At 53.6% G+C, this 23,246-nt stretch carries 20 protein-coding genes, 1 tRNA gene, 1 pseudogene and 1 riboswitch; of the genes and pseudogenes, 12 read left to right on the top strand and 10 right to left on the bottom strand.

The genetic code is table 11. The features are described 5' to 3' along the window. Positions 1-174: 174 nt before the first annotated feature. Together ACZRKO_RS16740 and ACZRKO_RS16735 are read left to right on the top strand one after the other, a co-directional pair. Complete coding sequence (locus ACZRKO_RS16740) at positions 175-315, top strand: ash family protein (RefSeq protein ID WP_463738376.1); 141 nt, start codon at positions 175-177, stop codon at positions 313-315. Positions 316-385: 70 nt separating this feature from the next. After that, positions 386-636, top strand: a pseudogene (locus tag ACZRKO_RS16735) (helix-turn-helix domain-containing protein). Between the two features lie 92 nt (positions 637-728). On the opposite strand, the gene ACZRKO_RS16730 reads toward ACZRKO_RS16735, so the two are convergent. Further along, positions 729-805: transfer RNA gene (locus ACZRKO_RS16730), tRNA-Ile, on the bottom strand. A 142-nt stretch (positions 806-947) separates the two neighbouring features. Between ACZRKO_RS16730 and mug the strand changes: the two genes are divergently transcribed. Next, positions 948-1,448, top strand: coding sequence for a G/U mismatch-specific DNA glycosylase (gene mug / locus ACZRKO_RS16725; RefSeq protein ID WP_463738375.1), 501 nt, complete (start codon positions 948-950; stop codon positions 1,446-1,448). Between the two features lie 83 nt (positions 1,449-1,531). Here mug and rpoD read toward each other — a convergent pair whose 3' ends face one another. The 3 genes from rpoD to rpsU all read right to left on the bottom strand — a co-directional run bounded on the left by rpoD (position 1,532) and on the right by rpsU (position 5,662). Continuing rightward, entirely contained in the window at positions 1,532-3,370 is a 1,839-nt protein-coding gene (gene rpoD / locus ACZRKO_RS16720) for an RNA polymerase sigma factor RpoD (RefSeq protein ID WP_463738374.1), read from the bottom strand. Between the two features lie 190 nt (positions 3,371-3,560). Further along, positions 3,561-5,309 (bottom strand): DNA primase, encoded by a 1,749-nt coding sequence (dnaG, locus tag ACZRKO_RS16715; RefSeq protein WP_463738373.1) that lies wholly within the window; start codon positions 5,307-5,309, stop codon positions 3,561-3,563. 137 nt (positions 5,310-5,446) lie between these two features. Next, the gene (rpsU, locus tag ACZRKO_RS16710; protein ID WP_001144069.1) at positions 5,447-5,662 is read right to left on the bottom strand and encodes a 30S ribosomal protein S21; all 216 of its coding nucleotides are present in this window, start codon (positions 5,660-5,662) and stop codon (positions 5,447-5,449) included. Positions 5,663-5,973: 311 nt separating this feature from the next. On the opposite strand from rpsU, the gene tsaD reads away from it, so the two are divergent. After that, positions 5,974-6,987 carry a tRNA (adenosine(37)-N6)-threonylcarbamoyltransferase complex transferase subunit TsaD gene (gene tsaD / locus ACZRKO_RS16705; RefSeq protein ID WP_463738372.1) on the top strand — a complete coding sequence of 338 codons (1,014 nt, stop codon included), beginning with the start codon at positions 5,974-5,976 and terminating at the stop codon, positions 6,985-6,987. A gap of 167 nt (positions 6,988-7,154) precedes the next feature. Here the strand turns inward: tsaD and plsY are convergent, their stop codons facing one another. Next, the gene (gene plsY, locus ACZRKO_RS16700) at positions 7,155-7,808 is read right to left on the bottom strand and encodes a glycerol-3-phosphate 1-O-acyltransferase PlsY (protein WP_463738371.1); all 654 of its coding nucleotides are present in this window, start codon (positions 7,806-7,808) and stop codon (positions 7,155-7,157) included. 107 nt (positions 7,809-7,915) lie between these two features. Here plsY and folB point away from each other — a divergent pair, with 107 nt between their 5' ends. Beyond that, positions 7,916-8,272, top strand: coding sequence for a bifunctional dihydroneopterin aldolase/7,8-dihydroneopterin epimerase (folB, locus tag ACZRKO_RS16695; RefSeq protein ID WP_463738370.1), 357 nt, complete (start codon positions 7,916-7,918; stop codon positions 8,270-8,272). A 209-nt stretch (positions 8,273-8,481) separates the two neighbouring features. After that, positions 8,482-9,309, top strand: a complete 828-nt coding sequence (gene bacA / locus ACZRKO_RS16690; protein WP_463738369.1) for an undecaprenyl-diphosphate phosphatase — start codon at positions 8,482-8,484, stop codon at positions 9,307-9,309. Positions 9,310-9,400: 91 nt separating this feature from the next. Here the strand turns inward: bacA and ACZRKO_RS16685 are convergent, their stop codons facing one another. Beyond that, a complete protein-coding gene (locus tag ACZRKO_RS16685; protein WP_463738368.1) occupies positions 9,401-10,636 on the bottom strand; it encodes a multifunctional CCA addition/repair protein in 1,236 nt (411 codons plus the stop codon). A gap of 177 nt (positions 10,637-10,813) precedes the next feature. Further along, positions 10,814-11,434, bottom strand: coding sequence for a TIGR04211 family SH3 domain-containing protein (locus tag ACZRKO_RS16680; RefSeq protein ID WP_463738367.1), 621 nt, complete (start codon positions 11,432-11,434; stop codon positions 10,814-10,816). A 236-nt stretch (positions 11,435-11,670) separates the two neighbouring features. On the opposite strand from ACZRKO_RS16680, the gene ACZRKO_RS16675 reads away from it, so the two are divergent. The 4 genes from ACZRKO_RS16675 to yjeH all read left to right on the top strand — a co-directional run bounded on the left by ACZRKO_RS16675 (position 11,671) and on the right by yjeH (position 18,798). Continuing rightward, positions 11,671-12,981, top strand: a complete 1,311-nt coding sequence (locus ACZRKO_RS16675; protein WP_463738366.1) for a CYTH domain-containing protein — start codon at positions 11,671-11,673, stop codon at positions 12,979-12,981. 102 nt (positions 12,982-13,083) lie between these two features. Further along, entirely contained in the window at positions 13,084-15,921 is a 2,838-nt protein-coding gene (gene glnE / locus ACZRKO_RS16670; RefSeq protein ID WP_463738365.1) for a bifunctional [glutamate--ammonia ligase]-adenylyl-L-tyrosine phosphorylase/[glutamate--ammonia-ligase] adenylyltransferase, read from the top strand. Between the two features lie 104 nt (positions 15,922-16,025). Then, positions 16,026-17,453: a bifunctional D-glycero-beta-D-manno-heptose-7-phosphate kinase/D-glycero-beta-D-manno-heptose 1-phosphate adenylyltransferase HldE gene (hldE, locus tag ACZRKO_RS16665; RefSeq protein ID WP_463738364.1), complete on the top strand. Its 1,428-nt coding sequence runs from the start codon at positions 16,026-16,028 to the stop codon at positions 17,451-17,453. Between the two features lie 94 nt (positions 17,454-17,547). Continuing rightward, positions 17,548-18,798: an L-methionine/branched-chain amino acid transporter gene (gene yjeH / locus ACZRKO_RS16660; RefSeq protein ID WP_463738363.1), complete on the top strand. Its 1,251-nt coding sequence runs from the start codon at positions 17,548-17,550 to the stop codon at positions 18,796-18,798. Positions 18,799-18,866: 68 nt separating this feature from the next. Here yjeH and ubiK read toward each other — a convergent pair whose 3' ends face one another. Further along, positions 18,867-19,139 carry a ubiquinone biosynthesis accessory factor UbiK gene (gene ubiK / locus ACZRKO_RS16655; RefSeq protein ID WP_463738362.1) on the bottom strand — a complete coding sequence of 91 codons (273 nt, stop codon included), beginning with the start codon at positions 19,137-19,139 and terminating at the stop codon, positions 18,867-18,869. A 134-nt stretch (positions 19,140-19,273) separates the two neighbouring features. Next, positions 19,274-19,451, top strand: a riboswitch (FMN riboswitch). A 137-nt stretch (positions 19,452-19,588) separates the two neighbouring features. Between ubiK and ribB the strand changes: the two genes are divergently transcribed. Together ribB and ygiD are read left to right on the top strand one after the other, a co-directional pair. Beyond that, complete coding sequence (gene ribB / locus ACZRKO_RS16650) at positions 19,589-20,242, top strand: 3,4-dihydroxy-2-butanone-4-phosphate synthase (protein ID WP_463738361.1); 654 nt, start codon at positions 19,589-19,591, stop codon at positions 20,240-20,242. 193 nt (positions 20,243-20,435) lie between these two features. After that, on the top strand, positions 20,436-21,224 hold the full coding sequence (gene ygiD, locus ACZRKO_RS16645; protein ID WP_463738360.1) for a 4,5-DOPA-extradiol-dioxygenase: 789 nt from the start codon (positions 20,436-20,438) through the stop codon (positions 21,222-21,224). 83 nt (positions 21,225-21,307) lie between these two features. On the opposite strand, the gene ACZRKO_RS16640 is transcribed toward ygiD, so the two are convergent. Together ACZRKO_RS16640 and ACZRKO_RS16635 are read right to left on the bottom strand one after the other, a co-directional pair. Then, positions 21,308-22,468 (bottom strand): glutathionylspermidine synthase family protein, encoded by a 1,161-nt coding sequence (locus ACZRKO_RS16640; protein ID WP_463738359.1) that lies wholly within the window; start codon positions 22,466-22,468, stop codon positions 21,308-21,310. Positions 22,469-22,477: 9 nt separating this feature from the next. Further along, positions 22,478-23,146, bottom strand: a complete 669-nt coding sequence (locus ACZRKO_RS16635) for a DUF1190 family protein (protein ID WP_463738358.1) — start codon at positions 23,144-23,146, stop codon at positions 22,478-22,480. Positions 23,147-23,246 lie beyond the last annotated feature (100 nt).

The following is a 23,246-nucleotide window of genomic DNA, read 5'->3' as shown; positions in this document are numbered from 1 at the left end:
GCGATGTCGGTTATTTGGTTCCCTATCCTCAGTTCTGTATAGTTGCCTCGCTGCGGCAAAATCTGCAGCCGGGCGTGAGAACTCGTTGAATCTACTGGTGACAACACAACTTTGTGTGTCATCGCTTTTGCCTACCTGTTAGAAATACTTTCTATACTGTATTTGTAACTCTCAATGGTGGCTCAGGCGGGGCTGACTTCGGTCAGGCCGGTAGCCAGTAGAGCCGGTATTCTCACCCCCGTCTGGGCTACCACCCAAGAGCGTGAGAACTCCAGTGGTAGCTTTACACCTCATCTACTGGAACCTGCATCATGACGAAAACATCCCATAGCCCGACTTTTCTGCCGTTCCTCAATCTTGCTTTGAAGAATAGAGGCGGTGCGCAATGAAAATCAAACCCGACTGGCACCCCGCGGACATCATCGCCGGATTACGTTAAAAGGTCACCACGCTCGCCGCACTTCGCGTGATTCTGGTTTGGCATCATCAACACTCGCCAACGCGCTAAGCCACCCTAGGCCGAAAGGGGAAAAGCAGATCGCCGATGCATTAAAAGTTCAACCGAAAGATATTTGGCCGAGCCGGTATTATGATATGGGAATGGACAAGAAGATTGAGCGGAAGATTCGGAGTTAGATTTCTCGTTGTATATATTTCGGACCGTTATCGCTATAAAAAAAGCCACTCCGTTTGAAGTGGCTTAATTATTTGAATTTAAAGCTAAAATTTGGTGGCCCCTACTGGACTTGAACCAGTGACCAAGCGATTATGAGTCGCGTGCTCTAACCAACTGAGCTAAGGGGCCGTGGGGCGGGATTATACGGTAAGTTCCGGTTACAGGTCTACAGGTGATCGGTTTGTATGCGTGTTTTGTGTGCGATTCTAGCCTGTTGTCATTGCTGCCTTTTTTTGCGATAACTGCGGTAAATACGTCACAGGGTTACATCATGATCACCGACATTATTGCTGACGATCTTACCGTGCTGTTTTGCGGGATCAATCCGGGTCTTTCTACTGCCCATCATGGCTACCATTTTGCTAATGCCAACAACCGTTTCTGGAAAGTGATCCACCAGGCGGGCTTTACCGACGGTTTGCTCAAGCCGGAAGAGGAACACCATCTGCTGGATACCGCGTGTGGTATCACCATGCTGGTTGAGCGCCCGACGGTGGAAGCGACCGAGTTGGTGCGTGACGAGTTGCGCGAAGGCGGCGCAGCACTGACGGCGAAGATTGAACGCTATCAGCCACGTGTTCTGGCAGTACTGGGCAAGCAGGCATTCAGTAAGGCATTTGGTATCAGTAAGGTGAACTGGGGGCGTCAGGCGCTGCAAATCGGTAAGACGCAAGTCTGGGTGCTGCCTAACCCCAGCGGGCTGAATCGGGCGACGCTCGACGAACTGGTGGCGTCTTATCGTGAGTTGTATGAGTCGCTCAACGCGCAGTGACAGCGATGTGAGATTGCAAAAAGCAAAAGCCCGCGAAGGCATTCACCATCGCGGGCTTTTTAATGACAATTAATCGTTAACGACTAGTCGTCAAGGAAGCTGCGCAGGACTTCAGAACGGCTTGGGTGGCGCAGTTTGCGCAATGCCTTCGCTTCGATCTGACGGATACGTTCGCGGGTAACGTCGAACTGTTTACCCACTTCTTCCAGCGTGTGGTCGGTATTCATGTCGATACCGAAACGCATACGCAGTACTTTCGCTTCACGCGCAGTCAGACCCGCCAGAACGTCGTGTGTTGCAGAACGCAGGCTTTCTGAAGTAGCAGAATCCAGTGGCAACTCAAGGGTAGTATCCTCGATGAAATCACCCAGATGCGAATCTTCATCGTCGCCGATTGGCGTTTCCATGGAGATAGGCTCTTTAGCAATTTTCAGCACTTTACGGATTTTGTCTTCCGGCATCAGCATACGTTCAGCCAGCTCTTCCGGCGTCGGTTCGCGGCCCATCTCTTGCAGCATCTGGCGCGAAATACGGTTGAGTTTGTTGATAGTCTCAATCATATGCACCGGAATACGGATGGTACGCGCCTGGTCGGCGATGGAACGGGTGATAGCCTGACGGATCCACCAGGTCGCATAAGTTGAGAACTTATAACCACGGCGATATTCAAACTTATCAACGGCTTTCATCAGGCCGATGTTACCTTCCTGGATCAGGTCGAGGAACTGCAAGCCACGGTTGGTGTATTTCTTCGCGATAGAAATAACCAGACGTAAGTTTGCTTCAACCATCTCTTTCTTGGCGCGACGAGCCTTAGCTTCACCGATCGACATGCGACGGTTAATATCTTTGACCTGTTCGATGGTCAGGCCGGTCTCTTCTTCGATCTGACGCAGTTTCATCAGGCCGCGTTGTACGTCGTCAGTGACTTCTTTCAGCTTCTCAGACCATGGTTTACCCATTGCCAGAGCCGCATCAAACCAGGTTTGGCTGGTTTCATTACTGGAGAACAGAGTGACGAAGTTTTTCTTCGGCATTTTGCACTGTTCAACGCACAGCTTCATGATCAAACGTTCCTGAGTGCGGACGCGATCCATCATGGAACGCATGCTGTTAACCAGGAAGTCGAACTGTTTTGGTACCAAACGGAACTGCTTGAAGACGTCGGACAGTTTCAGAATTTCTTCTGCGGCGCTCTTATGGCTGCGGCCGTTTTTCTTGATGACGGCACGGGTCGCTTCATGCTGTTCACGCAGATCGGTGAACTTCTGGCGCGCCAGTTCCGGGTCGATGCTGTTGTCGTCTTCAGCGTCGTCGTCTTCATCTTCGTCGTCGTCGTTGTCATTCTGCTCTTCGGTGGTCAGTTCAGAACCCACGTGAGTAGCCGTTGGTGCGATCTCTTCTTCTGCATTCGGATCAACGAAACCGGTGATCAGATCAGAAAGACGTGCTTCGCCTGCTTCAACGCGATCGTACTGCTCGAGCAGATAAGTAATCGCTTCAGGGTATTCGGCAACGGAGCACTGAACCTGGTTGATACCATCTTCGATACGTTTGGCGATGTCGATTTCGCCTTCACGGGTCAGAAGTTCAACGGTACCCATTTCACGCATGTACATGCGAACCGGGTCAGTGGTGCGTCCGATTTCAGATTCAACGCTGGACAGTACCTGCGCGGCAGCTTCTGCTGCATCTTCGTCGGTATCAGGGCGGTTTTCGGCCAGCATTAAGTCATCGGCGTCAGGAGCTTCTTCAAGAACCTGGATGCCCATGTCATTAATCATCTGGATGATGTCTTCGATCTGGTCGGAGTCGACGATATCTTCCGGCAGATGGTCATTGACCTCAGCAAAGGTCAGATAGCCTTGCTCCTTACCACGGGTGACAAGTAGCTTAAGCTGTGACTGCGGGTTTTGCTCCATAAGACGGTATCCACACTTCAGAGTATTTGGGTTGGTGTTGGTCAGCGAAACCGCCAACAATAACGTTTACCCGTTAGGGTATAGGGGCGTTTGCTTGTTGCCGCGGCCCACAAAGGCGGCATAGCGCGGGACGGTGTCCCACTTTTTATCGGCACTTAAGCCGTTTGTTCAGTAGCCCATGCATTCAGGCTTAATTCTTTTTAGCTAAAACCTGATTCAATGAACTGACCTCGGTACGTTCTTCCGGGCTGAGTCCATGCGTTCGGGCTTTAGCGATTAATATTTCGAGCCGTTGCTCTAGGATCGAGTCATACAGGCTTGCGAGCGTGGCACGAAACTCTTCTTCGACCATATCCTCAACGATCATATGGTTCCATGTCGCCAGAGTTTCAAGCTGCTGGTAGAACTTATTGTCGCGGTATAACTCAAGCAATTGGCCCGTGGTCAGCCCCGGCTGGGCTAAGCAAGTGGTTACCAACTCGCTAAACAGATCCAGTCCCGGTTGCTTCGCTTGTTCCAATCCTTGCAGCGAGGGTATAAGTGTAGCCAGTTGTGGGTTTTGTACCAGTAACCCTATAAGTATACGCATGGTTGTGCGTTTTAGCTGGGGTGCCTGGTAGGTATTCCCGCTGTCTGCTTGCTTTGGCATCAGTTTTTCGAGCTGGTTGTCATCAAGAATGCCTAGCTTATTGCCCAACTGCTGCCGCAGGTACATCCGCAGCGTCTCTCCCGGTACCTGGCGAATCAAAGGCAGTGCCAGCATGCTCAATTTAGTGCGCCCATCGGGGCTGCTTAAATCGACCTGCGGCATCAGCGAATCGAACAGGAAAGTTGAAAGCGGCTGCGCCTGCTCCATCCGTTGTTCGAACGCCGCTTTACCTTCTTTACGCACCAGCGTGTCAGGATCTTCGCCATCGGGTAAAAACATAAAACGTAGCTGACGGCCATCGTTCAGATACGGCAAGGCCGTTTCCAGTGCGCGCCAGGCTGCTTCGCGCCCGGCTCTGTCGCCGTCATAGCAACACACCACGTTATCGGTGGCGCGGAACATCAGCTGAATGTGGTCGGCGGTGGTCGAGGTTCCCAGTGAGGCAACGGCATAATCGATGCCAAATTGCGCCAGTGCGACGACGTCCATATACCCTTCGACAACTAATAATCGCAAAGGTGTCGGCTGTTTCAGCTGAGCTTCATAAAGGCCGTATAACTGGCGACCTTTATGGAAAATCTCGGTTTCCGGCGAGTTCAGGTATTTCGGCGTACCGTCGCCTAACACCCTGCCACCAAAGGCTATCACGCGGCCACGTTTGTCGCGGATCGGGAACATAACCCGCTCGCGGAAACGATCATAGCTGCGTCCGTTGTCATTGGTGACCAACATACCAGCGTCAATTAATGAGGCTTTGTCATCTGCATTTTTGCCAAAACGCTTGAGTGCGTTGTCCCAGCCCGGTGGGGCGAAACCGATGGCAAAATGGGCGATCACATCTTCACTTAAGCCACGCTGAGAAAGATATTCTCTGGCAGGTGCACCGGCGGGTTGTTTAAGTGATTGCTGATAGAAGGCGGCAAGCGGCTCCATCAACTGGTAAAGGCTTTGACGCTGATGGCGCTCCATCTGGCTTGGACCTGTGCCTGCTTCGTACGGCACTTCCAGACCCTGCATTGTCGCCAGTTCCTCGATACTTTCGACAAACTCCAGTCTGTCGTAGTTCATCAGGAAGTCGACGGCATTGCCGTGCGCTCCACAGCCGAAACAATGATAAAATTGCTTATCGCTGTTTACGGTAAATGAGGGTGTTTTCTCATGGTGGAAAGGGCAACACGCGTGGTAATTCTTGCCTTGTTTCTTCAGCTTTACGCGAGCATCGATAAGATCCACGATGTCGACACGAGCCAGCAAGTCATTGATAAATACGCGCGGAATTCTCCCAGCCATAAGCCCCTTACTCACTAGCCTATAAACGAGAACAAGCCGCGCATTCCTTTCGGAAAGCACGGCATGCGTATGCAACTACTCATCGATTTGTGTGTTTCTGCGTGAGCAAAAACACACTGTGGGGTTGCCCCCGGAGATTAATACAGACGAGTGCGGCGTGCGTTTTCGCGAGCCAGTTTCTTGGCGTGGCGTTTTACTGCAGATGCTTTGGCGCGTTTACGTTCGGTAGTCGGTTTTTCATAGAACTCACGACGACGAACTTCTGCCAGAACACCCGCTTTTTCGCAGGAACGTTTGAAGCGACGCAGAGCTACGTCGAACGGCTCGTTTTCACGTACTTTAATTACAGGCATGTGCCTCTCACCTCGATAAAATCGGTTTGTTTGCTGGTTTGTACCAGCACATTTCAAAATGGTGCGGAATTTTACTCCAACTTGCTCTGCGTTGTAAAGCATAACGGCAAATTGAAGCTGCGCATTCCAACCCATCTGTTTCAAAAGTGCGCTCGCTTTTGCGTCGGCCGGCGATTATATACCAATCAACTTAAATTGCTCGACATTAATTGGCGAAGTTGCAGGATTTACTTAGCAGAAGCAGCGCCGTGCGGGCGTTGTATGGTAAACTGCGCGCCGCAAGTTAGCGTGAAAACAAGATGGGAAAGGTGATGCGAGTACTGGGTATAGAAACGTCCTGCGATGAAACCGGAATTGCAGTCTATGACAGCGAGGCCGGTTTGTTAGCCAACCAACTGTATAGTCAGGTAAAACTGCATGCGGATTATGGCGGTGTCGTGCCTGAGTTGGCATCACGCGACCACGTGCGCAAAACTATTCCCCTGATTCAGGCGGCATTGAAAGAGGCCGGTCTGACCGCGCAGGACATCGACGGTGTGGCTTACACCGCAGGCCCAGGTTTAGTCGGCGCGTTGCTGGTTGGGGCTACCATCGGGCGCTCACTGGCGTTTGCATGGGGTGTGCCTGCGGTACCGGTCCATCACATGGAAGGTCACTTGCTGGCGCCCATGCTGGAAGACAATCCGCCTGATTTTCCTTTCGTTGCGCTGCTGGTTTCTGGCGGACATACGCAGTTAATCAGCGTAACCGGCATCGGCCAGTATGAACTGCTGGGGGAATCCGTGGATGACGCCGCAGGCGAAGCCTTCGACAAGACCGCAAAATTGCTGGGTCTGGACTATCCCGGCGGCCCGATGCTGTCGAAAATGGCGCAGCAGGGCACGGCGGGGCGCTTTACGTTCCCGCGGCCAATGACTGACCGTCCTGGTCTGGATTTTAGTTTTTCCGGCCTGAAAACGTTCGCAGCAAATACCGTTCGTGCCAATGACAGCGACCCGCAAACTCACGCGGATATCGCCCGTGCATTTGAAGATGCAGTGGTGGATACGCTGGCGATCAAATGTAAACGCGCGCTGGACCACACCGGTTTTAAGCGTCTGGTGATGGCCGGTGGCGTCAGTGCAAACCTTACCCTGCGGGCAAAACTCGCTGAAATGATGCAAAAACGCGGTGGCGCTGTATTTTATGCACGTCCTGAGTTCTGCACCGATAACGGCGCGATGATTGCCTATGCGGGAATGGTCCGGTTGAGCAGTAGTCAGAATACGGACTTGAGTATCTCTGTGCGGCCTCGCTGGCCGTTGGCCGAGCTTCCGCCGGTCTGAGACGTGCGTTGCTGCGGCGGCTAAAATGCTCACATACTGATGTGTGCTGCGCTTTTCACCTTCTTGTGCCTTGCCTCGCTCCCGCTCATACCGGCTTAGATTGAGTGAGTTTGAGCCAAAAAAAACGACCTTCAATGAGGTCGTTTTTTTATGTCTGTTATCCGGCGTTATTTTTCGTTTCCACTGCGTTTTTCGGCTGCTAACGCGGCTTTTTTCGCGGCACGTTTCTCTTTCCACTTATCCCAGATTTTAGTTTCCTGCCGGCGCCATAAGCGCTGAATGTTGTCGTGATGACGCAGTAAAATCAGGCATGAAAGCATGGCCACCGGGAAAGTAAATTGCGGTTTGAACCACCAGACATAGAAGGGAGCAATCAGCGCACTGACAATCGCCCCCAGGGACGAGTAGCCGCTCAGCAGCACCGTCAGCAGCCATGTTCCGGTCATCAGACCGGTCAGGTCCCAGCCGATGGGCGCGATAGCACCAAACGCCGTGGCGACCCCTTTCCCGCCTTTAAAGCGGAAAAACACCGGGTAGATATGTCCGACGCAGGCCGCGATGGCGGTCAGGCCGAGATACATCGGCGGAATGTTCAGGCTGTACGCCAGCCAGACAGGCAGCATACCTTTGAGGACATCGAAAATCAGTACCGTTGCGGCCGCAGTACGACCGCCAATCCGCAGAACGTTGGTCGCACCGGGGTTGCCGGAGCCTTGCGTTCGGGGATCGGGTAATCCGGCTACCCGGCAGACCAGAATTGCACTGGAAATCGAGCCGCAAAGGTAGGCGAAAATAATCATGCCAAGCGCGGTAGCACTCATAACGCAGTTCCGTCTAATAAGGGTCGTTTTAATCGCAACATCTATGGATAATACGCATTTTCCGCCGGAAGTGGTATCCGGCTGACCCAAAAACAGAGAAACGCGTGATGGATATCGTATTTATTGAGCAACTAAATGTAATCACAACCATTGGCGCTTATGAGTGGGAACAGACGATTCAGCAGAAGCTGGTGTTCGATATCGAAATGGCGTGGGATAACCGTCAGGCGGCCGCCAGCGACGATGTGAATGACTGTCTGAGCTATGCCGACGTCAGTGAAGCGGTGAGCCAGCATGTGTCATCGCAGAATTTTGCGCTGGTCGAGCGGGTAGCCGAAGAGGTTGCGACCCTCTTACTGGCGCGGTTTAACTCCCCGTGGGTGCGCATCAAACTGAGTAAACCGGGTGCGGTTGCGCAGGCATCCAACGTTGGCGTGATCATTGAGCGCGGCGTACGCGGCTGATTATGGTCTCTGAAAATGCAGATTTAAATGTAAATTTCAGAAACTGATTGTGCGAATGTTTGTCATAAAAAAGCGTTATAAAGGGCGTGTTCGTCTTGAACGACGCCGTTTTAGCGGCAGCTGCGTGATGCCGCTTTTTATTGCCTGAATTTCGTCCTGTTATAAGGCCAAACAGGCAGTTTTCATTTCTTATGCATTGAGGCATTTAAATGGTAGTTGAAAGCCATTCTTTACTGGTTGCCGTCATTCTGGGTGTGGTCGAAGGGTTGACCGAGTTTTTACCGGTGTCATCCACCGGACACATGATCATCGTCGGTAATTTACTGGGCTTTACCGGTGATACCGCCAAATCTTTTGAAGTCATTATTCAGCTGGGTTCGATCATGGCCGTAGTCGTGATGTTCTGGCGCAGGCTGTTTGGCATGATCGGGCTGCATTTTGGTAAGCCGCCGGTGCACGAAGGAACGGGCACCCGCCGTCTGAATCTTATCCACATTTTGCTCGGAATGCTGCCCGCCACGGTGCTGGGGCTGCTTTTCCATTCGCAAATCAAAATTCTGTTTGAGCCGAAAAACGTTATGTATGCGCTGATCGTCGGCGGTATCTGGCTTATCGCCGCCGAATGGCTGAAGCCGAAAAAGCCTCGCGCCGAAGGTCTTGATGATATGACGTATCTTCAGGCTCTGATGATTGGCGTGTGCCAGTGTCTGGCGCTGTGGCCTGGTTTCTCCCGCTCAGGGGCGACAATCGGTGGGGGGATGTTACTGGGTGTCAGCCGTTTTGCTGCGTCTGAGTTCTCTTTCCTGTTGGCGGTGCCAATGATGCTGGGGGCGACCGTACTGGATTTATATAAGAGCTACAGCTTCCTTTCTCTGGCCGATTTACCGATGTTTGCCACCGGTTTTGTGACAGCGTTTATCGTGGCACTGTTCGCGATCAAAGCGTTTCTGTCCGTGATTAAGCGCATCTCCTTTGTGCCGTTCGCCATCTATCGTTTTATTGTCGCGATAGCTGTTTACGCCGTATTTATTGCGTAACGTTGTCCCGCTGAAATGCTGTTCGTAGAAATAAAAAAGAAAAGCGCCAATCTTTGCAGAAAGGCGCTTTTTTAATGACTGTAAGAGCAGCTTAGAATGCAACGTCCTGCGTTTTTTTCCATTCGCTAATCGCCTGTATCCGCCGTTTTTTCAATTCATCGCGGATAGCTGTGCCCTGCAAACCGGACTCCACCACTTCCTTGATAGAAATAGTCTGCGCCACGGCATAAGCCTCGCGCAGATAGTCGCCCTGCGGGTACGGGTTTTGCTCAAAACCGGTGCGGCCTCGGGCATCGGCTTCACTGGTCAAAATCATCTGCTCAAGACGCTGCGGTTTGCGCCAGACGTCGATGGTGTCGAACAGTTTCAGAATCGTTTCCGGACGCAGCTTATTTACTGTGTGGATCAGGTCATGGAACTCGGCCACCAGTTTCGCCAGCTCGCGGATATGTGTCGGCACTTTTAAGCGCTGGCACACGTTTTCAACCAGTTTCACCCCAGCCGGACCATGGCCGTGATGATGTGGCCAATATTCGGGTTTCGTCAGCCCTTTGCCGAGATCGTGGCACAGGGCAGAGAAGCGGATATCCACATCTGGCGTCAGCTCAGCGGCAATTTTCAGCGTCATTAATGTATGGATGCCGGTATCGATTTCCGGATGCCATTTTTCCGGTGCAGGTACGCCAAACAGCGCATCAAGTTCAGGGAACAGCACCTTCAGCGCGCCGCAGTCGCGCAGCACCTGAAAATAAACCTGCGGATCCTGGGTCTGTAAGGCTTTTTCCGTCTCTTTCCACACGCGTTCCGGCGTCAGCGCTTCCAGCTCACCGCTGTCGGCCATCTGCTGCATGAGTTGCTGTGTTTCCGGCGCGACGTGAAAACCGAGATGCGCAAAGCGTGCGGCGAAGCGCGCAACGCGCAAGACGCGCAGCGGATCTTCACCAAATGCATCAGAGACGTGGCGCAGTACGCGTTGTTCGATATCCCGCTGGCCGTGGTAGGGGTCAAACAGTTCCCCTTCGGCACTTTTGGCGATGGCGTTGATGGTCAGGTCGCGGCGCATCAGATCCTGTTCGAGGGTGACATCTGGCGCGGCATAGCAGGTAAAACCGTTGTAACCGGCGCCGGATTTACGCTCGGTGCGGGCCAGCGCGTATTCATCGCGGCTGACCGGGTGCAGAAACACCGGAAAATCTTTGCCAACCTGCTGATAGCCCTGTGCCAGCATGTATTCAGGGGTTGCGCCCACGACGACCCAGTCATGTTCGGTCACCGGCAGATTTAATAAACTGTCTCGGACTGCGCCGCCGACCAGGTAGTTCTTCATGGTATGGCTCCCGGGTAATGAAGAAAATCAAAGCAATATTGCCTGAAAGCGGCACGAAAATGCCGTCAATCCGTTCATCATAGCAAAATGCGGGGGCAATCTGCGGTTAACAGCAACGCAAAAAGGCACCGGAGTGCCTTTTAAACTGCGTACTGCCTGAAGCGATAGCGGTAGGGATTAGCTCATCCAGCGGTCATTTTTCTTACGACGCGGAACCAGGTGCGGCAGGATAAGGCCGAGCAGAAGACCCACACCCGCGACGCCACCACCGTACATAAACCATTGTAAGATAATGGTGCGTTGCTTATCGTCCAGCTGTACGTTGACCGCGCTGACTTTCTTCTGCGCGACAATCAGCTGATTTTTCAGATCCTGATTCTCTTTCTTCAGACCATTAATAATACCGTCGCTGGAGGCCACTTTTTGCTGCATTTCGGCAGTACGCTGGTTCCAGCTGGAGTCGATATTGGTTAATTTATCTGTCAGCGTTTTGACCTGCTGTTCCAGATCGGGAACGCGGGTACGGATGCTGGGAATATTGCTCAACTGGTCTAGCGGGATCCAGGCCGTTTTGCCTTTTGAATCCACGATTTCACCGTATTTGGTGCTGTCGTTGACGCTGCGCAGGGTTACCTGTTCACCGGCGTTCAGCGTCCCTACGATACGATATTGATTACCCGGACCGCTGTGGATATAGGTGATCAGATCGTCGGAAATGTAGCGCTTTTCATCAGCGTGAGCGCCCCAAGTGATGCTTAAGGTAAGCAAAGCGAGACCAATTAGGCGTAATTTCTGCATTTTTTCATCGTTTCTTAGTGAATTTATGGAACGCGATGTGTGAACCGACGTCATGAGCGGTTGATACTAAGGGCAACAGTTTGACGACGCAATGCATAAACAGGAATGGGAACTATCTTACTATCCCTTGATATGCGGCTTGCGCCCGGACCCTGTGATAGAATTCTCTCTATCGATAACTCCTTTTGTCGGCTTTATAACAGCCTTTTGACATCCAGAACCGGTGTGAAACCACTATGACCGTAGAAATAGAATTAAAATTTATCGCGACCGCAGCGGCTATCGCCGAATTGCCGGATCAGCTGGCGAAATTTGACAGCGAACATTCTGCACCGCAAAAACTGACCAACATTTATTACGAAACTGCTGATAACTGGATGCGTAGCCACGACATGGGCCTGCGCATTCGTGGTTTCGATGAGCAGTACGAAATGACCATCAAGACCGCCGGCAGTGTGGTGGGGGGGCTGCATCAGCGCCCTGAATATAATGTTGAGCTGAAAAAGCCGACTTTAAAACTCAGCGCTTTCCCGAAAGATATCTGGCCGGAAGGCTGCAAAGTCGCTGCGCTGCAAAAAGCTTTGCTGCCGCTGTTCAGCACCACCTTCACGCGTGAGAAGTGGGTGATTACTTACCAGCAAAGCGAGATCGAGCTTGGTCTTGATCAGGGTGAAGTGGTGGCCGGTGAGCTTTCTGAGCCACTGTCTGAAATTGAGCTGGAGCTGAAAAAAGGCAACACTGCCGATTTACTGGCGCTGGCGGCACTGATTGGCCAGAACGGCGGATTACGCCAGGGTGGCCTGAGTAAAGCTGCACGCGGCTACCATCTGGCAAAAGGTAATCCAGCCCGTGAACCTCGCCCGTTGCCAATCTTTAAGGCTGCACCGAAGGCAACGGTTGAGCAGGCGATGGCCGACACCCTGGCGCTGGCGATGGATCACTGGCAATACCACGAAGAACTCTGGGTGCGCGGTGATAAAACCGTTCGTCTGACTGTCCTGCAGGCGGTTGAAACCGTGCGCCAGATCCTGGTGATTTTCGGCGGGTTGATCCCGCGCAAAGCTTCCACCGAACTGCGTGCCTTGCTGACTGATTTAGTCCCGTTGCTGGAGAAGAAAGGTGCCGATGCTGAAGCCGTTTGCTACAGCACACCGTATCTGCAATGTAAGTTGGCGCTTACATCATGGCTTGCGACTCAGGCGTGGAAACCTTTCATTGATGATAAAGCGCAGAAGAAACTCGACGGTTCTTTCAAGCGTTTTGCTGACATCATGCTGGGCCGTACCGCTGCTGAACTGAAAGAAGTCTTCGGTCAGTCACTGGATGAAGACGGTTTCCGTGACCAGTTAGCACGTCTGAAACGCCATATTATCTCCTTCCATATGTTAGCAGGCGCTTACCCGGAAGAAGCCAGTACGCCGTACATCAATGGCTGGTTGGAGCTGCAACAGGCCATCGTAAAGCAGCAACATGCCTGGGAAGATTCTGCCCGTCAGCACGCCGTCATGATGGACGCGTTCTGGCTCAACGGCAAAATCGCCCGATAAGGCCTGTTAAAAAGCCTCGCTGTTTTTGGTTTATGGTTGAAGTTTAATTGAACAAGTAGCCTGAGTCTGACTCAGGCTTTTTTGCGAAAGGAACCCGATCTCATGTTGCCACTCTCCCCACCGCTGCAAAGTCAGGCCGACAGCTTTATTTTTCGCTGTCAGGAACATCCGCAAGCACTGCCTGACGTGAATGAAGATACTCTGTCCGTGGTTGCTGCCAGTGATTTTATCAGTGAAAATTTACTGGCTTTCCCGCAGTGGTGGCATGAGATCGTGCAGCATCCTCCGCAGGCGCAGGAGTGGCAGCACTATGGTCGTTGGCTGGGCGAAGCGCTGGCGGAAGTGAGTGATGAAGCCGGTTTGATGAAAGCGCTGCGCCTGTTTCGCAAGCGTATTTTGACGCGCATTGCCTGGTCGCAGGCGCTGATGACCAGTGAATGCGAAGAGACATTGCACCAGCTTAGCGAGCTGGCCGAAACGCTGATTGTGAGCGCGCGGGAATGGTTGTACGACGCCTGTTGCCGAGAGTTCGGTACGCCAGTCAATGCCGAAGGCGTGCCGCAAAAGCTGCTGATTCTGGGCATGGGGAAACTCGGCGGCGGTGAGCTTAATTTCTCGTCCGATATCGACCTGATTTTTGCCTATCCCGAAAACGGCCAGACGCAGGGCGGACGGCGTCAGCTGGATAACGCGCAGTTCTTTACCCGTCTCGGCCAGCGGCTGATAAAGGCATTGGATCAACCGACCATCGACGGCTTTGTCTATCGTGTGGATATGCGCCTGCGGCCGTTTGGCGACAGCGGCCCGCTGGTGATGAGCTTCCCCGCGCTGGAAGATTATTATCAGGAGCAGGGGCGCGACTGGGAACGTTACGCAATGGTCAAGGCGCGGCTGATGGGGGGAGCCGAAGACAGCAGCAGCCAGGAATTGCGTAAGTTGCTGATGCCGTTTGTCTTCCGTCGCTATATCGACTTCAGCGTCATACAGTCGCTGCGTAACATGAAAGGCATGATTGCCCGCGAAGTTCGCCGCCGGGGTCTGAAAGACAATATTAAACTCGGGGCGGGCGGCATCCGTGAAATTGAATTTATCGCTCAGGTATTCCAGCTGATCCGCGGCGGCCGTGAGCCGTCATTGCAGCAGCGTTCATTACTGCCGACTTTGCAGGCCGTGGACGAACTGGGATTGCTGCCATCTGTGCAGGTACAACAACTGCGCGACAGCTATCTGTTCCTGCGTCGTCTGGAAAACTTGTTACAGGCCATTGCCGACGAACAGACGCAAACCCTGCCGTCGGATGAACTTAATCAGGCGCGGCTGGCGTGGGGAATGCAGTTCGCCAACTGGCCAACCCTGCTTGACGGGCTGAATGCCCACATGCACTCAGTGCGCGCCGTGTTTGACGATCTGATTGGCGACGACACGCCGGACGCAGATGAAGATCCCCAACATGCGCAGTTCAGCAGTTTGTGGAGTGACGCGCTGGACGATGCTGACATCGCCGGTTTGGTACCACAGATGGCGCCCGAAGCGCAGAGCCGCTTATTGCGTCTGATTGCAGAGTTTCGCCGCGATGTGGACAAGCGCACCATCGGACCGCGCGGCCGCGACCAGCTTGACCTGCTGATGCCAAGCTTACTGGCGCAGGTCTGTGCCTATAAAAATGCGGATATTACGCTGCAACGCCTGACGTTATTACTGCTCAACATTGTTACCCGCACGACCTATATCGAACTGCTGGTGGAGTATCCGGGCGCACTGAAACAGCTGGTACGGCTCTGTGCGGCGTCGCCGATGGTGGCAAACCAGCTGGCACGCCACCCGCTGTTACTCGACGAACTGCTCGATTCCCGCACCCTTTACCAGCCGACGGCGCCTGACGCCTACCGCGATGAACTCCGCCAGTTTTTACTGCGGGTTCCGGCCGATGACGAAGAGCAACAACTGGAGGCGCTGCGTCAGTTTAAACAGGCACAACATCTGCGTATCGCCGCCGGGGATATTTCAGGCGCACTGCCGGTGATGAAAGTCAGCGATCATCTGACGTATCTGGCCGAAGCGATCCTCGAAGCGGTTATCCAGCAGGCGTGGGAGCAGATGATCACCCGTTACGGCCAGCCAACGCACTTGCAGCATCGGGAAGGGCGTGGTTTTGCGGTGGTCGGTTACGGTAAATTGGGCGGTTGGGAATTGGGCTACAGTTCAGACTTGGATCTGGTCTTCCTGCTTGACTGCGCGCCGGAAGTGATGACTGACGGTGAGCGCAGCATCGATGGCCGCCAGTTCTACCTGCGCCTCGCCCAGCGGATCATGCATCTGTTCAGCACCCGCACCTCGTCGGGGATTCTGTACGAAGTGGACGCTCGCCTGCGTCCTTCCGGCGCAGCGGGAATGCTGGTCAGCACCATCGAGGCCTTTGCGCATTATCAGCAAAATGAAGCCTGGACCTGGGAGCATCAGGCGCTGGTGCGCGCCCGCGTGGTCTACGGTGACCCGCAGCTGACGCAGCAGTTCAATGCCACAAGGCGCGAGATTTTATGCCGCCAGCGTGACGCCGATGCGCTGCGCAAAGAAGTGCGTGAAATGCGCGAGAAGATGTATGCCCATCTGGGTAGTAAAAAACGTGATGCCTTTGATTTGAAAGCCGATCCGGGCGGCATCACCGACATTGAATTCATTGCACAATATCTGGTTCTGCGCTTTGCCCACGATGAGCCCGGCCTGACGCGTTGGTCGGACAATGTGCGTATTTTCGAACTGATGTCGCAGTACGACATCATGCCGGAGGAGGAAGCGCAGCGATTGAAACATGCGTATGTCACGCTTCGTGATGAAATACACCATCTGGCGTTGCAGGAACACAGCGGCAAAGTGGACGTCGGTGCATTTATGACGGAACGGGAGCAAATCACCGCGAGTTGGAATTCCTGGCTCGGCTGATAGGATAAATCTCCGTTGTGACGGTTTTTTCGGGGAGGATAGTGGCTTGTGATATTATCCCCGCACTATTTTTATGTCAGGTTTTACCTGTTTTGGAGTATGGGATGAAAGTGACTCTGCCTGATTTTCACCGTGCCGGTGTACTGGTAGTGGGCGACGTAATGTTAGACCGCTACTGGTATGGCCCGACTAACCGTATTTCGCCGGAAGCGCCGGTGCCGGTGGTGAAAGTCAACACCATTGAGGAGCGCCCTGGCGGTGCGGCCAACGTGGCGATGAACATCGCGTCCCTCGGTGCCGGATCGCGCCTGATCGGCCTGACCGGTATCGACGATGCCGCCCGCGCGCTGAGCCTGCGTCTGGATGAAGTAAACGTTCAGTGTGATTTCGTGGCGATACCCACTCACCCGACCATCACCAAACTGCGCGTACTGTCACGCAACCAGCAGTTGATCCGCCTCGACTTTGAAGAAGGTTTTGAAGGTGTTGATCTCAAGCCAATGCTGCAAAAAATTGAACAGGCCCTGCCACTAAGCGGTGCACTGGTGCTGTCTGACTACGCCAAGGGTGCGCTGACTGATGTTCAGCCAATGATCCAACTGGCGAAAAAGGCCGGTGTGCCGGTGCTTATCGATCCTAAAGGTTCTGATTTTGAGCGCTATCGCGGTGCCACGCTGCTGACGCCTAATCTGTCAGAATTTGAAGCGGTCGTCGGGCATTGTAAAAACGAAGCAGAATTGGTCGAGCGCGGCATGAAGCTGGTGGCGGATTTCGAACTTTCCGCCCTGTTGGTGACCCGTTCCGAGCACGGTATGACGTTACTGCAACCGGGCAAAGAGCCGCTGCATCTGCCTACGCAGGCACAGGAAGTTTATGATGTTACCGGTGCCGGTGATACGGTCATTGGCGTGCTGGCGGCAGCGCTGGCAGCAGGTAATTCACTGGAAGAGTCGTGTTTCCTCGCCAATGCTGCTGCGGGTGTCGTGGTCGGTAAACTGGGTACCTCGACGGTTTCTCCGGTTGAACTGGAAAATGCCATCGGTGGGCGTTCTGACGTTGGTTTCGGCATCATGACCGAAAGCGAATTGAAAGCGGCGGTGGCTATGGCCCGTCAGCGCGGCGAGAAAGTCGTGATGACCAACGGCATTTTCGACATTCTGCATGCCGGGCACGTCTCCTATCTGGCGAATGCCCGCAAACTGGGTGACCGGTTGATCGTCGCGGTCAACAGCGATGCGTCCACTAAACGTCTGAAGGGCGAAACCCGTCCAGTTAATCAGTTGCAAAATCGCATGATTGTGCTGGGTGCGCTCGGCGCAGTGGATTGGGTGGTCGCATTTGAAGAAGATACGCCACAGCGCCTGATCGCCGGGATCCTTCCTGATCTGCTGGTCAAAGGCGGGGATTACAAACCAGAGCAAATCGCCGGTTGCGAAGAGGTCTGGGCCAACGGCGGAGAAGTGCGGGTGCTCAACTTCGAAGATGGTTTATCCACGACCAAACTGATCAATCAGATCAAAGCGCAGGATTAATCTTTTGCAGCGGTGACTGACGTTGAAACAGCGAAGGCCTGGCATGATGCTGGGCCTTTATTTTATAGGCCTTACGCAGGCGGAAGAGGCATTTGTGAGTGGACTTAAACAGGAGTTAGGACTGGCGCAGGGCGTCGGGCTGCTTTCGACCTCGTTACTGGGAACGGGCGTCTTCGCGGTGCCCGCACTGGCGGCCCAGCTGGCACAATACGACAGTCTGTGGGCGTGGCCGGTGTTAATCCTGCTGGTCTTCCCAATTGCCATTGGCTTTGCTGCTTTAGGACGGCATTTTCCGAGCGCGGGCGGTGCGGCGCATTTTGTTGGCACGGCGTTCGGGCCACATATGGCGCGGGTCACCGGCTGGCTGTTTCTCTCGGTGATTCCGGTCGGTCTTCCCGCCGCCTTGCACATTGCGGCAGGCTTCTGGCAGGCGGCCTTTGGCTGGAGCAGCGGCAATCTGTTGATGGTCCAGCTCGGGACGCTGTTTGCCATCTGGTTTCTCGGCACCCGCAGCGCGGGTTCAAGCGCGAATATTCAGACACTCATCGCTTTTCTGGTCGTCGGGCTGGTGGTGGCTATTTGGTGGAAGGGCGGGATCACGCTTAGCCAGATCCCGTTGCCGAAAGTCGCGGATGTGTCGCCAGGTTCGATGTTTAATGCGCTGGCGGTGATGTTCTGGTGCTTTGTCGGTCTGGAAGCTTTTGCGCATCTGGCGACCGAGTTTCGCCATCCCGAGCGTGATTTTCCCCGCGCGCTGTTGATTGGCATGCTGGTGGCGGGCGCCGTGTATTGGGGCTGTACCGTGGCGGTGCTGAAATTCCATGCCTGGGGCGAAGGACGTGAGGCCGCGGCATCGCTGCCCGGCATCGTCGTGCAACTGTTCGGTCAGCACGCATTGTGGGTGGCTTGCATTATTGGTTATCTGGCCTGTTTCGCCAGCGTGAATATCTACACGCAAAGCTTTGCGAGATTGGTGTGGTCGCAGGCGCAGCTGAAGCCAAAAAGTCGTCTGGCGCAGCTTTCGGCCCAGCGTGTGCCGGTCGCGGCGCTCAATGCCGTTGTCGGCAGCTGTGTGCTATTTACGTTGCTGATTTACTGGCTGAATCTGCCGCTTGATGCGCTGATTGTTTATGCCAACGGCATCTTCATTTTGATCTATCTACTGTGCATGTTGGCCGGATGGCGGTTACTGAAAGGGCGTTCGAAAGTGATGGCGCTGGTGGGCAGCGTGCTGTGTTGCCTGTTACTGGTGATGGTCGGCTGGAAGTCGTTCTATGCGTTGTTGATGCTGGCTATGTTATGGCGTTTTCTGCCAACGCCGCGCTCGTTTAAACCGGCGGAATAGTTTTCGCAGCGACATTAAAAAAGGCCTGTGGAAACAGGCCTTTTACGTTTGTAAACCACCCTAGGGTGTTAAGCAGGATCTTGCGGTTTTTGCGCCGCAGTCAGTTTGGCTTCGAGCTCCGTCAGACGCTGTTCCAGCGCCACCAGCTTCTCGCGGGTGCGCAGCAATACCTGCGTCTGCACATCAAACTCTTCACGATTGACCAGATCCATGCGGCTGAACTGCGCCTGCAAAACCTGACGGATTTTCTTTTCAGCATCCTCACCAAATTCACGGATACCTTTCGGCATAGACTCATGAACCTGACGGGCAATTTGTTCAATTTTTTTCGGGTCAATCATGTTGGTTACCTTGTTTCGAAGTAGGCGCTTATCCCTAGTGTAATCGCAGACGCAGTTTCTATAAACCTTCCCGATGGCATTAATCGGTCATTCAACGCATTGCCCCGACCTTTTAATGGCGTTATAGTTGACCTGCTTATTCTCAGGGCGGGGTGAAAGTCCCCACCGGCGGTAAACCACAGTCAGTACTGATGAAACGCATTTTCATCTTTGGTGGAAGCCCGCGAGCGCTCAATCCTTCGGGGTTAGAGGTCAGCAGATCCGGTGTAATTCCGGGGCCGACGGTTAAAGTCCGGATGGGAGAGAGTAACGGTTCAAGCCGGGCATATAATATTGCCCGCTGCGTTATTTTTTTACACTGTCGTACGATTTCGTCGCGCCACAGTGATACTCCTCAAGACGCCCTGATTCTGGTAATCCACATAAATTTTAATGAGGTTATTTTTACCATGAATCAGACCCTACTTTCCGAATTCGGTACGCCAGTTCAACGCGTTGAACGTGCACTTGATGCATTGCGCAATGGCCGCGGTGTGATGGTACTGGATGACGAAGATCGTGAAAACGAAGGCGATTTAATCTTTGCCGCCGAAAATATGTCCGTTGAGCAGATGGCGCTGACGATCCGCCACGGCAGCGGCATTGTTTGCCTCACCATGAACGAAGATAGCCGTAAAAAGCTCGAATTGCCGATGATGGTTGAGAACAATTCCAGCCAGTTCCAGACGCCTTTCACCGTGACTATCGAAGCGGCCGAAGGGGTGACGACCGGCGTATCCGCTGCTGACCGTATCACCACCATCCGCGCCGCCATTAAAGATGGCGCCAAGCCTTCTGACTTGCACCGTCCGGGGCATATTTTCCCGCTACGCGCACAGGCAGGCGGCGTACTGACCCGTGGTGGTCATACCGAAGCCTCCATTGATTTAGTGACGCTGGCGGGCCTTAAGCCTTTCGGTGTGCTGTGTGAACTGACCAACGACGACGGCAGCATGGCGCATGCGCCAGAAGCTATCGTGTTTGCCAAAAAACACGATATGCCCGTGCTGACCATTGAAGATCTGGTGGCATACCGTCAGGCGCAGACACAACAAGCCAGCTGAGTTTCCTGCCTTCGTTTCTTAAAGGCCGCCTTGCGCGGTCTTTTTTGTGTCTGAAACAGTCAAATTTACTGAATAACTTCATCATCGTTATCCGGCTGTGTCATGCCGTGAAAAAGAGTAACGTATTTTCATCGCGCAGAGTCTCCCGCTAGGAGCTCTGCCACTCTTTTCACTATGCGGTAAGGAAAACGTTATGACTTCCCCTCGTATGCCCGCTCTGTTTTTAGGCCACGGCAGCCCGATGAACGTGCTTGAAGATAATACCTATACCCGTGCATGGCAGGCGTTGGGCGAAACCCTGCCGCGTCCGAAAGCTATTGTTGCCGTTTCTGCCCACTGGTTTACCCGTGGCACGGCGGTAACGGCCATGGAAAACCCGCGTACTATCCATGATTTCGGCGGTTTCCCGCAGGCGCTGTTCGACAAACGCTATCCGGCACCGGGTTCACCGGCGCTGGCAAAACAGCTGCAGGAACTGCTCAAACCGATCGATGTTACTGCGGATACTAGCGAGTGGGGTTTTGACCATGGCACCTGGGGCGTGCTGATCAAGATGTACCCGGACGCCGATATTCCTGTTGTGCAGCTCAGTATCGACGGTACCAAGCCGGCGGAATATCACTATCAGATTGGTAAGAAACTGGCGACCTTGCGCGATGAAGGCGTGATGATCGTTGCCAGTGGCAACGTGGTACACAACCTGCGCATGGTCAAGTGGGAAGGGAATTCAGAGCCTTACCCTTGGGCGGCTTCGTTTAATCAGTACGTGCTGGATAACCTGGCATGGAAAGGTGAGGCCAAAGACCATCCGCTGGTGAACTTCATGCAGCACGACGGTGCGGCGCTCTCTAACCCGTCCGTCGAGCACTACCTGCCGCTGCTGTATGTTTTAGGCGCGTGGGATGGTGAAGAAGCGATCACCACGCCAACCGATGGCATTGTGATGAGTTCGTTGAGTATGCTCTCAGTGCAGTTGGGTTAGCGTTATTCGTGATAAAAAGCAGGGATAAAAAAACGGAGAGTGACGTGATTCGCTCTCCGTTTTTTATGGGGCGATCCGAAAGATCAACCGACGATCACATGCGGGTAGAAACGTGACAGATCCTGCGTGATCAGCGCTTTGTCTTCACGCAGGCCAATACCGCAAGGTTGATCGTTGACCAGCCAGCTGCCGATCAGCGTATAGCTGTCGCCGAATTTTGGCAGGTGGTGGAACTGCTGGACGATCATGCCCTCTTCGCCATAGGGGCCGTCAACGCTCGCCACTTCCTGTCCTTTCTCGATGATGCGGATATTGGCACCTTCGCGTGAAAACAGCGGTTTAATCACATAGTGGTCCATCTCTGGATGAGCATCTTCTGCGAAATAGGACGGCAGCAGATTCGGGTGATCCGGGAACATTTTCCACAGCAGTGGCAGCAACGCCTTATTCGACAAAATCGCTTTCCAGGCGGGCTCCAGCCAGCGAACGCCCGCATCTTCCAGCTTGGTGGAGAAGATTTCGCGGAACATAAACTCCCATGGATAGAGCTTAAACAGGTTGCTGATCACCTGATCCTGCGGATCGGTAAACTGACCACGTTCACCAAGGCCGATCTCTTCGATAAACAGAAACTCGCTGGCAAGTTCCGCTTCCAGTGCGCAATCTTGCAGATATTGCACCGTACCGCGATCTTCTTCGGTGTCTTCGCAGCAGGCGAAATGCAGCAATGAGAAGCCGTGCTGGCTTTTCAGCTCGCTGAAACGCTCGATCAACTTCTCCTGCATACTGTTGAACTGGTCAGCATCCGGCGGCAGTTTGCCTGCGGCGATTTGCTCTTCCAGCCACAGCCATTGGAAAAAAGCAGCTTCATACAGCGACGTCGGAGTGTCGGCGTTGTTTTCCAGCAACTTCGGCGGGTTAACGCCGTCGTAGGCCAGATCCAGACGGGAATAGAGCGAAGGCTGCTGAGTTTTCCATGACGTGCGGACAAACTCCCAGACGTGTTTTGGGATCTGGAATTTCGCCATCAGCGTATCGTCACTAATGACTTTTTCCACCACTTTCAAACACATCTGGTGAATGTCAGCGGTGGCGTCCTCGATCTCTTCAATCTGGGCCAGCGTGAACTGGTAGTAAGCATCTTCACACCAGTAGGGTTCGCCATACATGGTGTGAAAATTGAAGCCAAACTCGGTAGCTTTTTCGCGCCAGTCCGGGCGCTCTGCGATCGCTAAACGTTTCATGGCGGCCTCTTAGCCACCCATGCTGCGTGAAGGTGAACGCGTCGTAGAGGCTGAGCTGCGCTGCATGGCGTTCTGTTTTGCCACGCTCTCACCAAAGCCACCACGGGTCACTGTGTTGGTAGTTGCAGGTTTTGGCGCCATCGCGGTTTTCGGCACGGTCATGGTGCGTCCGCCTGCAGTCGCCGGGCCATAGCTTTTACCGGTGGCATCTACAAATTTGCCGTTGGCCGGGCTGGCGGCATTTTTAGAGGTGAACAGCGGCTGCTGAGCAAAGCCCGCGCCGCCGCCCATCATGCGGCCCATCATATAACCGGCCATCAGAGGCATCCAGAAGCTGCCGCTCTGCTGCGGTTGTGCTGCCATGCCCGCCTGAGCCGGAGCTTGCGTACACTGGCCTTCGCCGAATTCAGCCACACACTCTTCGCGGCTGGCATATTTTGGCGCGGTTTTTTCTGCTTCTTTTTTGGCTGCGTCGTAAGCCACGGTACATTGCGCGCTGTTAGACGGATTGGCTTTTGAGCAATCGTCTACGTTTTGGTACAGCGAGACGGTCTCATCGGTTTTTTCACAGCCTGAAAGCATAAATACGGCACTGACGGCGATAGCGACAGGGGTAATGCGGTAGCTACGCCAGGATTTCCGGAAGGTAGCCAGATTGATGTGTTGTGTCCGTTTCATCGTATATATCCCATGTGTAGGGCTTTTTTGCCCTTTCCCAGTAGAGCGTAAGAATAGGGTAAAGACGGTTAATGTTAAAGCAGTCAGGGTCAATTGTTAC

This window comes from Ewingella sp. C233 (assembly GCF_055407225.1).
The sequence above is the reverse complement of the archived record's forward strand: the minus strand, read 5'-3'. Positions and strand labels throughout refer to the sequence as shown.

Excerpts from the sequence above, each read along its gene's own strand:
- ACZRKO_RS16740 (WP_463738376.1), top strand. The coding sequence starts at position 175 with ATGGTGGCTCAGGCGGGGCTGACTTCGGTCAGGCCGGTAGCCAGTAGA.
- mug (WP_463738375.1), top strand. The coding sequence starts at position 948 with ATGATCACCGACATTATTGCTGACGATCTTACCGTGCTGTTTTGCGGG.
- rpoD (WP_463738374.1), bottom strand. The coding sequence starts at position 3,370 with ATGGAGCAAAACCCGCAGTCACAGCTTAAGCTACTTGTCACCCGTGGT.
- dnaG (WP_463738373.1), bottom strand. The coding sequence starts at position 5,309 with ATGGCTGGGAGAATTCCGCGCGTATTTATCAATGACTTGCTGGCTCGT.
- rpsU (WP_001144069.1), bottom strand. The coding sequence starts at position 5,662 with ATGCCTGTAATTAAAGTACGTGAAAACGAGCCGTTCGACGTAGCTCTG.
- tsaD (WP_463738372.1), top strand. The coding sequence starts at position 5,974 with ATGCGAGTACTGGGTATAGAAACGTCCTGCGATGAAACCGGAATTGCA.
- plsY (WP_463738371.1), bottom strand. The coding sequence starts at position 7,808 with ATGAGTGCTACCGCGCTTGGCATGATTATTTTCGCCTACCTTTGCGGC.
- folB (WP_463738370.1), top strand. The coding sequence starts at position 7,916 with ATGGATATCGTATTTATTGAGCAACTAAATGTAATCACAACCATTGGC.
- bacA (WP_463738369.1), top strand. The coding sequence starts at position 8,482 with ATGGTAGTTGAAAGCCATTCTTTACTGGTTGCCGTCATTCTGGGTGTG.
- ACZRKO_RS16685 (WP_463738368.1), bottom strand. The coding sequence starts at position 10,636 with ATGAAGAACTACCTGGTCGGCGGCGCAGTCCGAGACAGTTTATTAAAT.
- ACZRKO_RS16680 (WP_463738367.1), bottom strand. The coding sequence starts at position 11,434 with ATGCAGAAATTACGCCTAATTGGTCTCGCTTTGCTTACCTTAAGCATC.
- ACZRKO_RS16675 (WP_463738366.1), top strand. The coding sequence starts at position 11,671 with ATGACCGTAGAAATAGAATTAAAATTTATCGCGACCGCAGCGGCTATC.
- glnE (WP_463738365.1), top strand. The coding sequence starts at position 13,084 with ATGTTGCCACTCTCCCCACCGCTGCAAAGTCAGGCCGACAGCTTTATT.
- hldE (WP_463738364.1), top strand. The coding sequence starts at position 16,026 with ATGAAAGTGACTCTGCCTGATTTTCACCGTGCCGGTGTACTGGTAGTG.
- ubiK (WP_463738362.1), bottom strand. The coding sequence starts at position 19,139 with ATGATTGACCCGAAAAAAATTGAACAAATTGCCCGTCAGGTTCATGAG.
- ribB (WP_463738361.1), top strand. The coding sequence starts at position 19,589 with ATGAATCAGACCCTACTTTCCGAATTCGGTACGCCAGTTCAACGCGTT.
- ygiD (WP_463738360.1), top strand. The coding sequence starts at position 20,436 with ATGACTTCCCCTCGTATGCCCGCTCTGTTTTTAGGCCACGGCAGCCCG.
- ACZRKO_RS16640 (WP_463738359.1), bottom strand. The coding sequence starts at position 22,468 with ATGAAACGTTTAGCGATCGCAGAGCGCCCGGACTGGCGCGAAAAAGCT.
- ACZRKO_RS16635 (WP_463738358.1), bottom strand. The coding sequence starts at position 23,146 with ATGAAACGGACACAACACATCAATCTGGCTACCTTCCGGAAATCCTGG.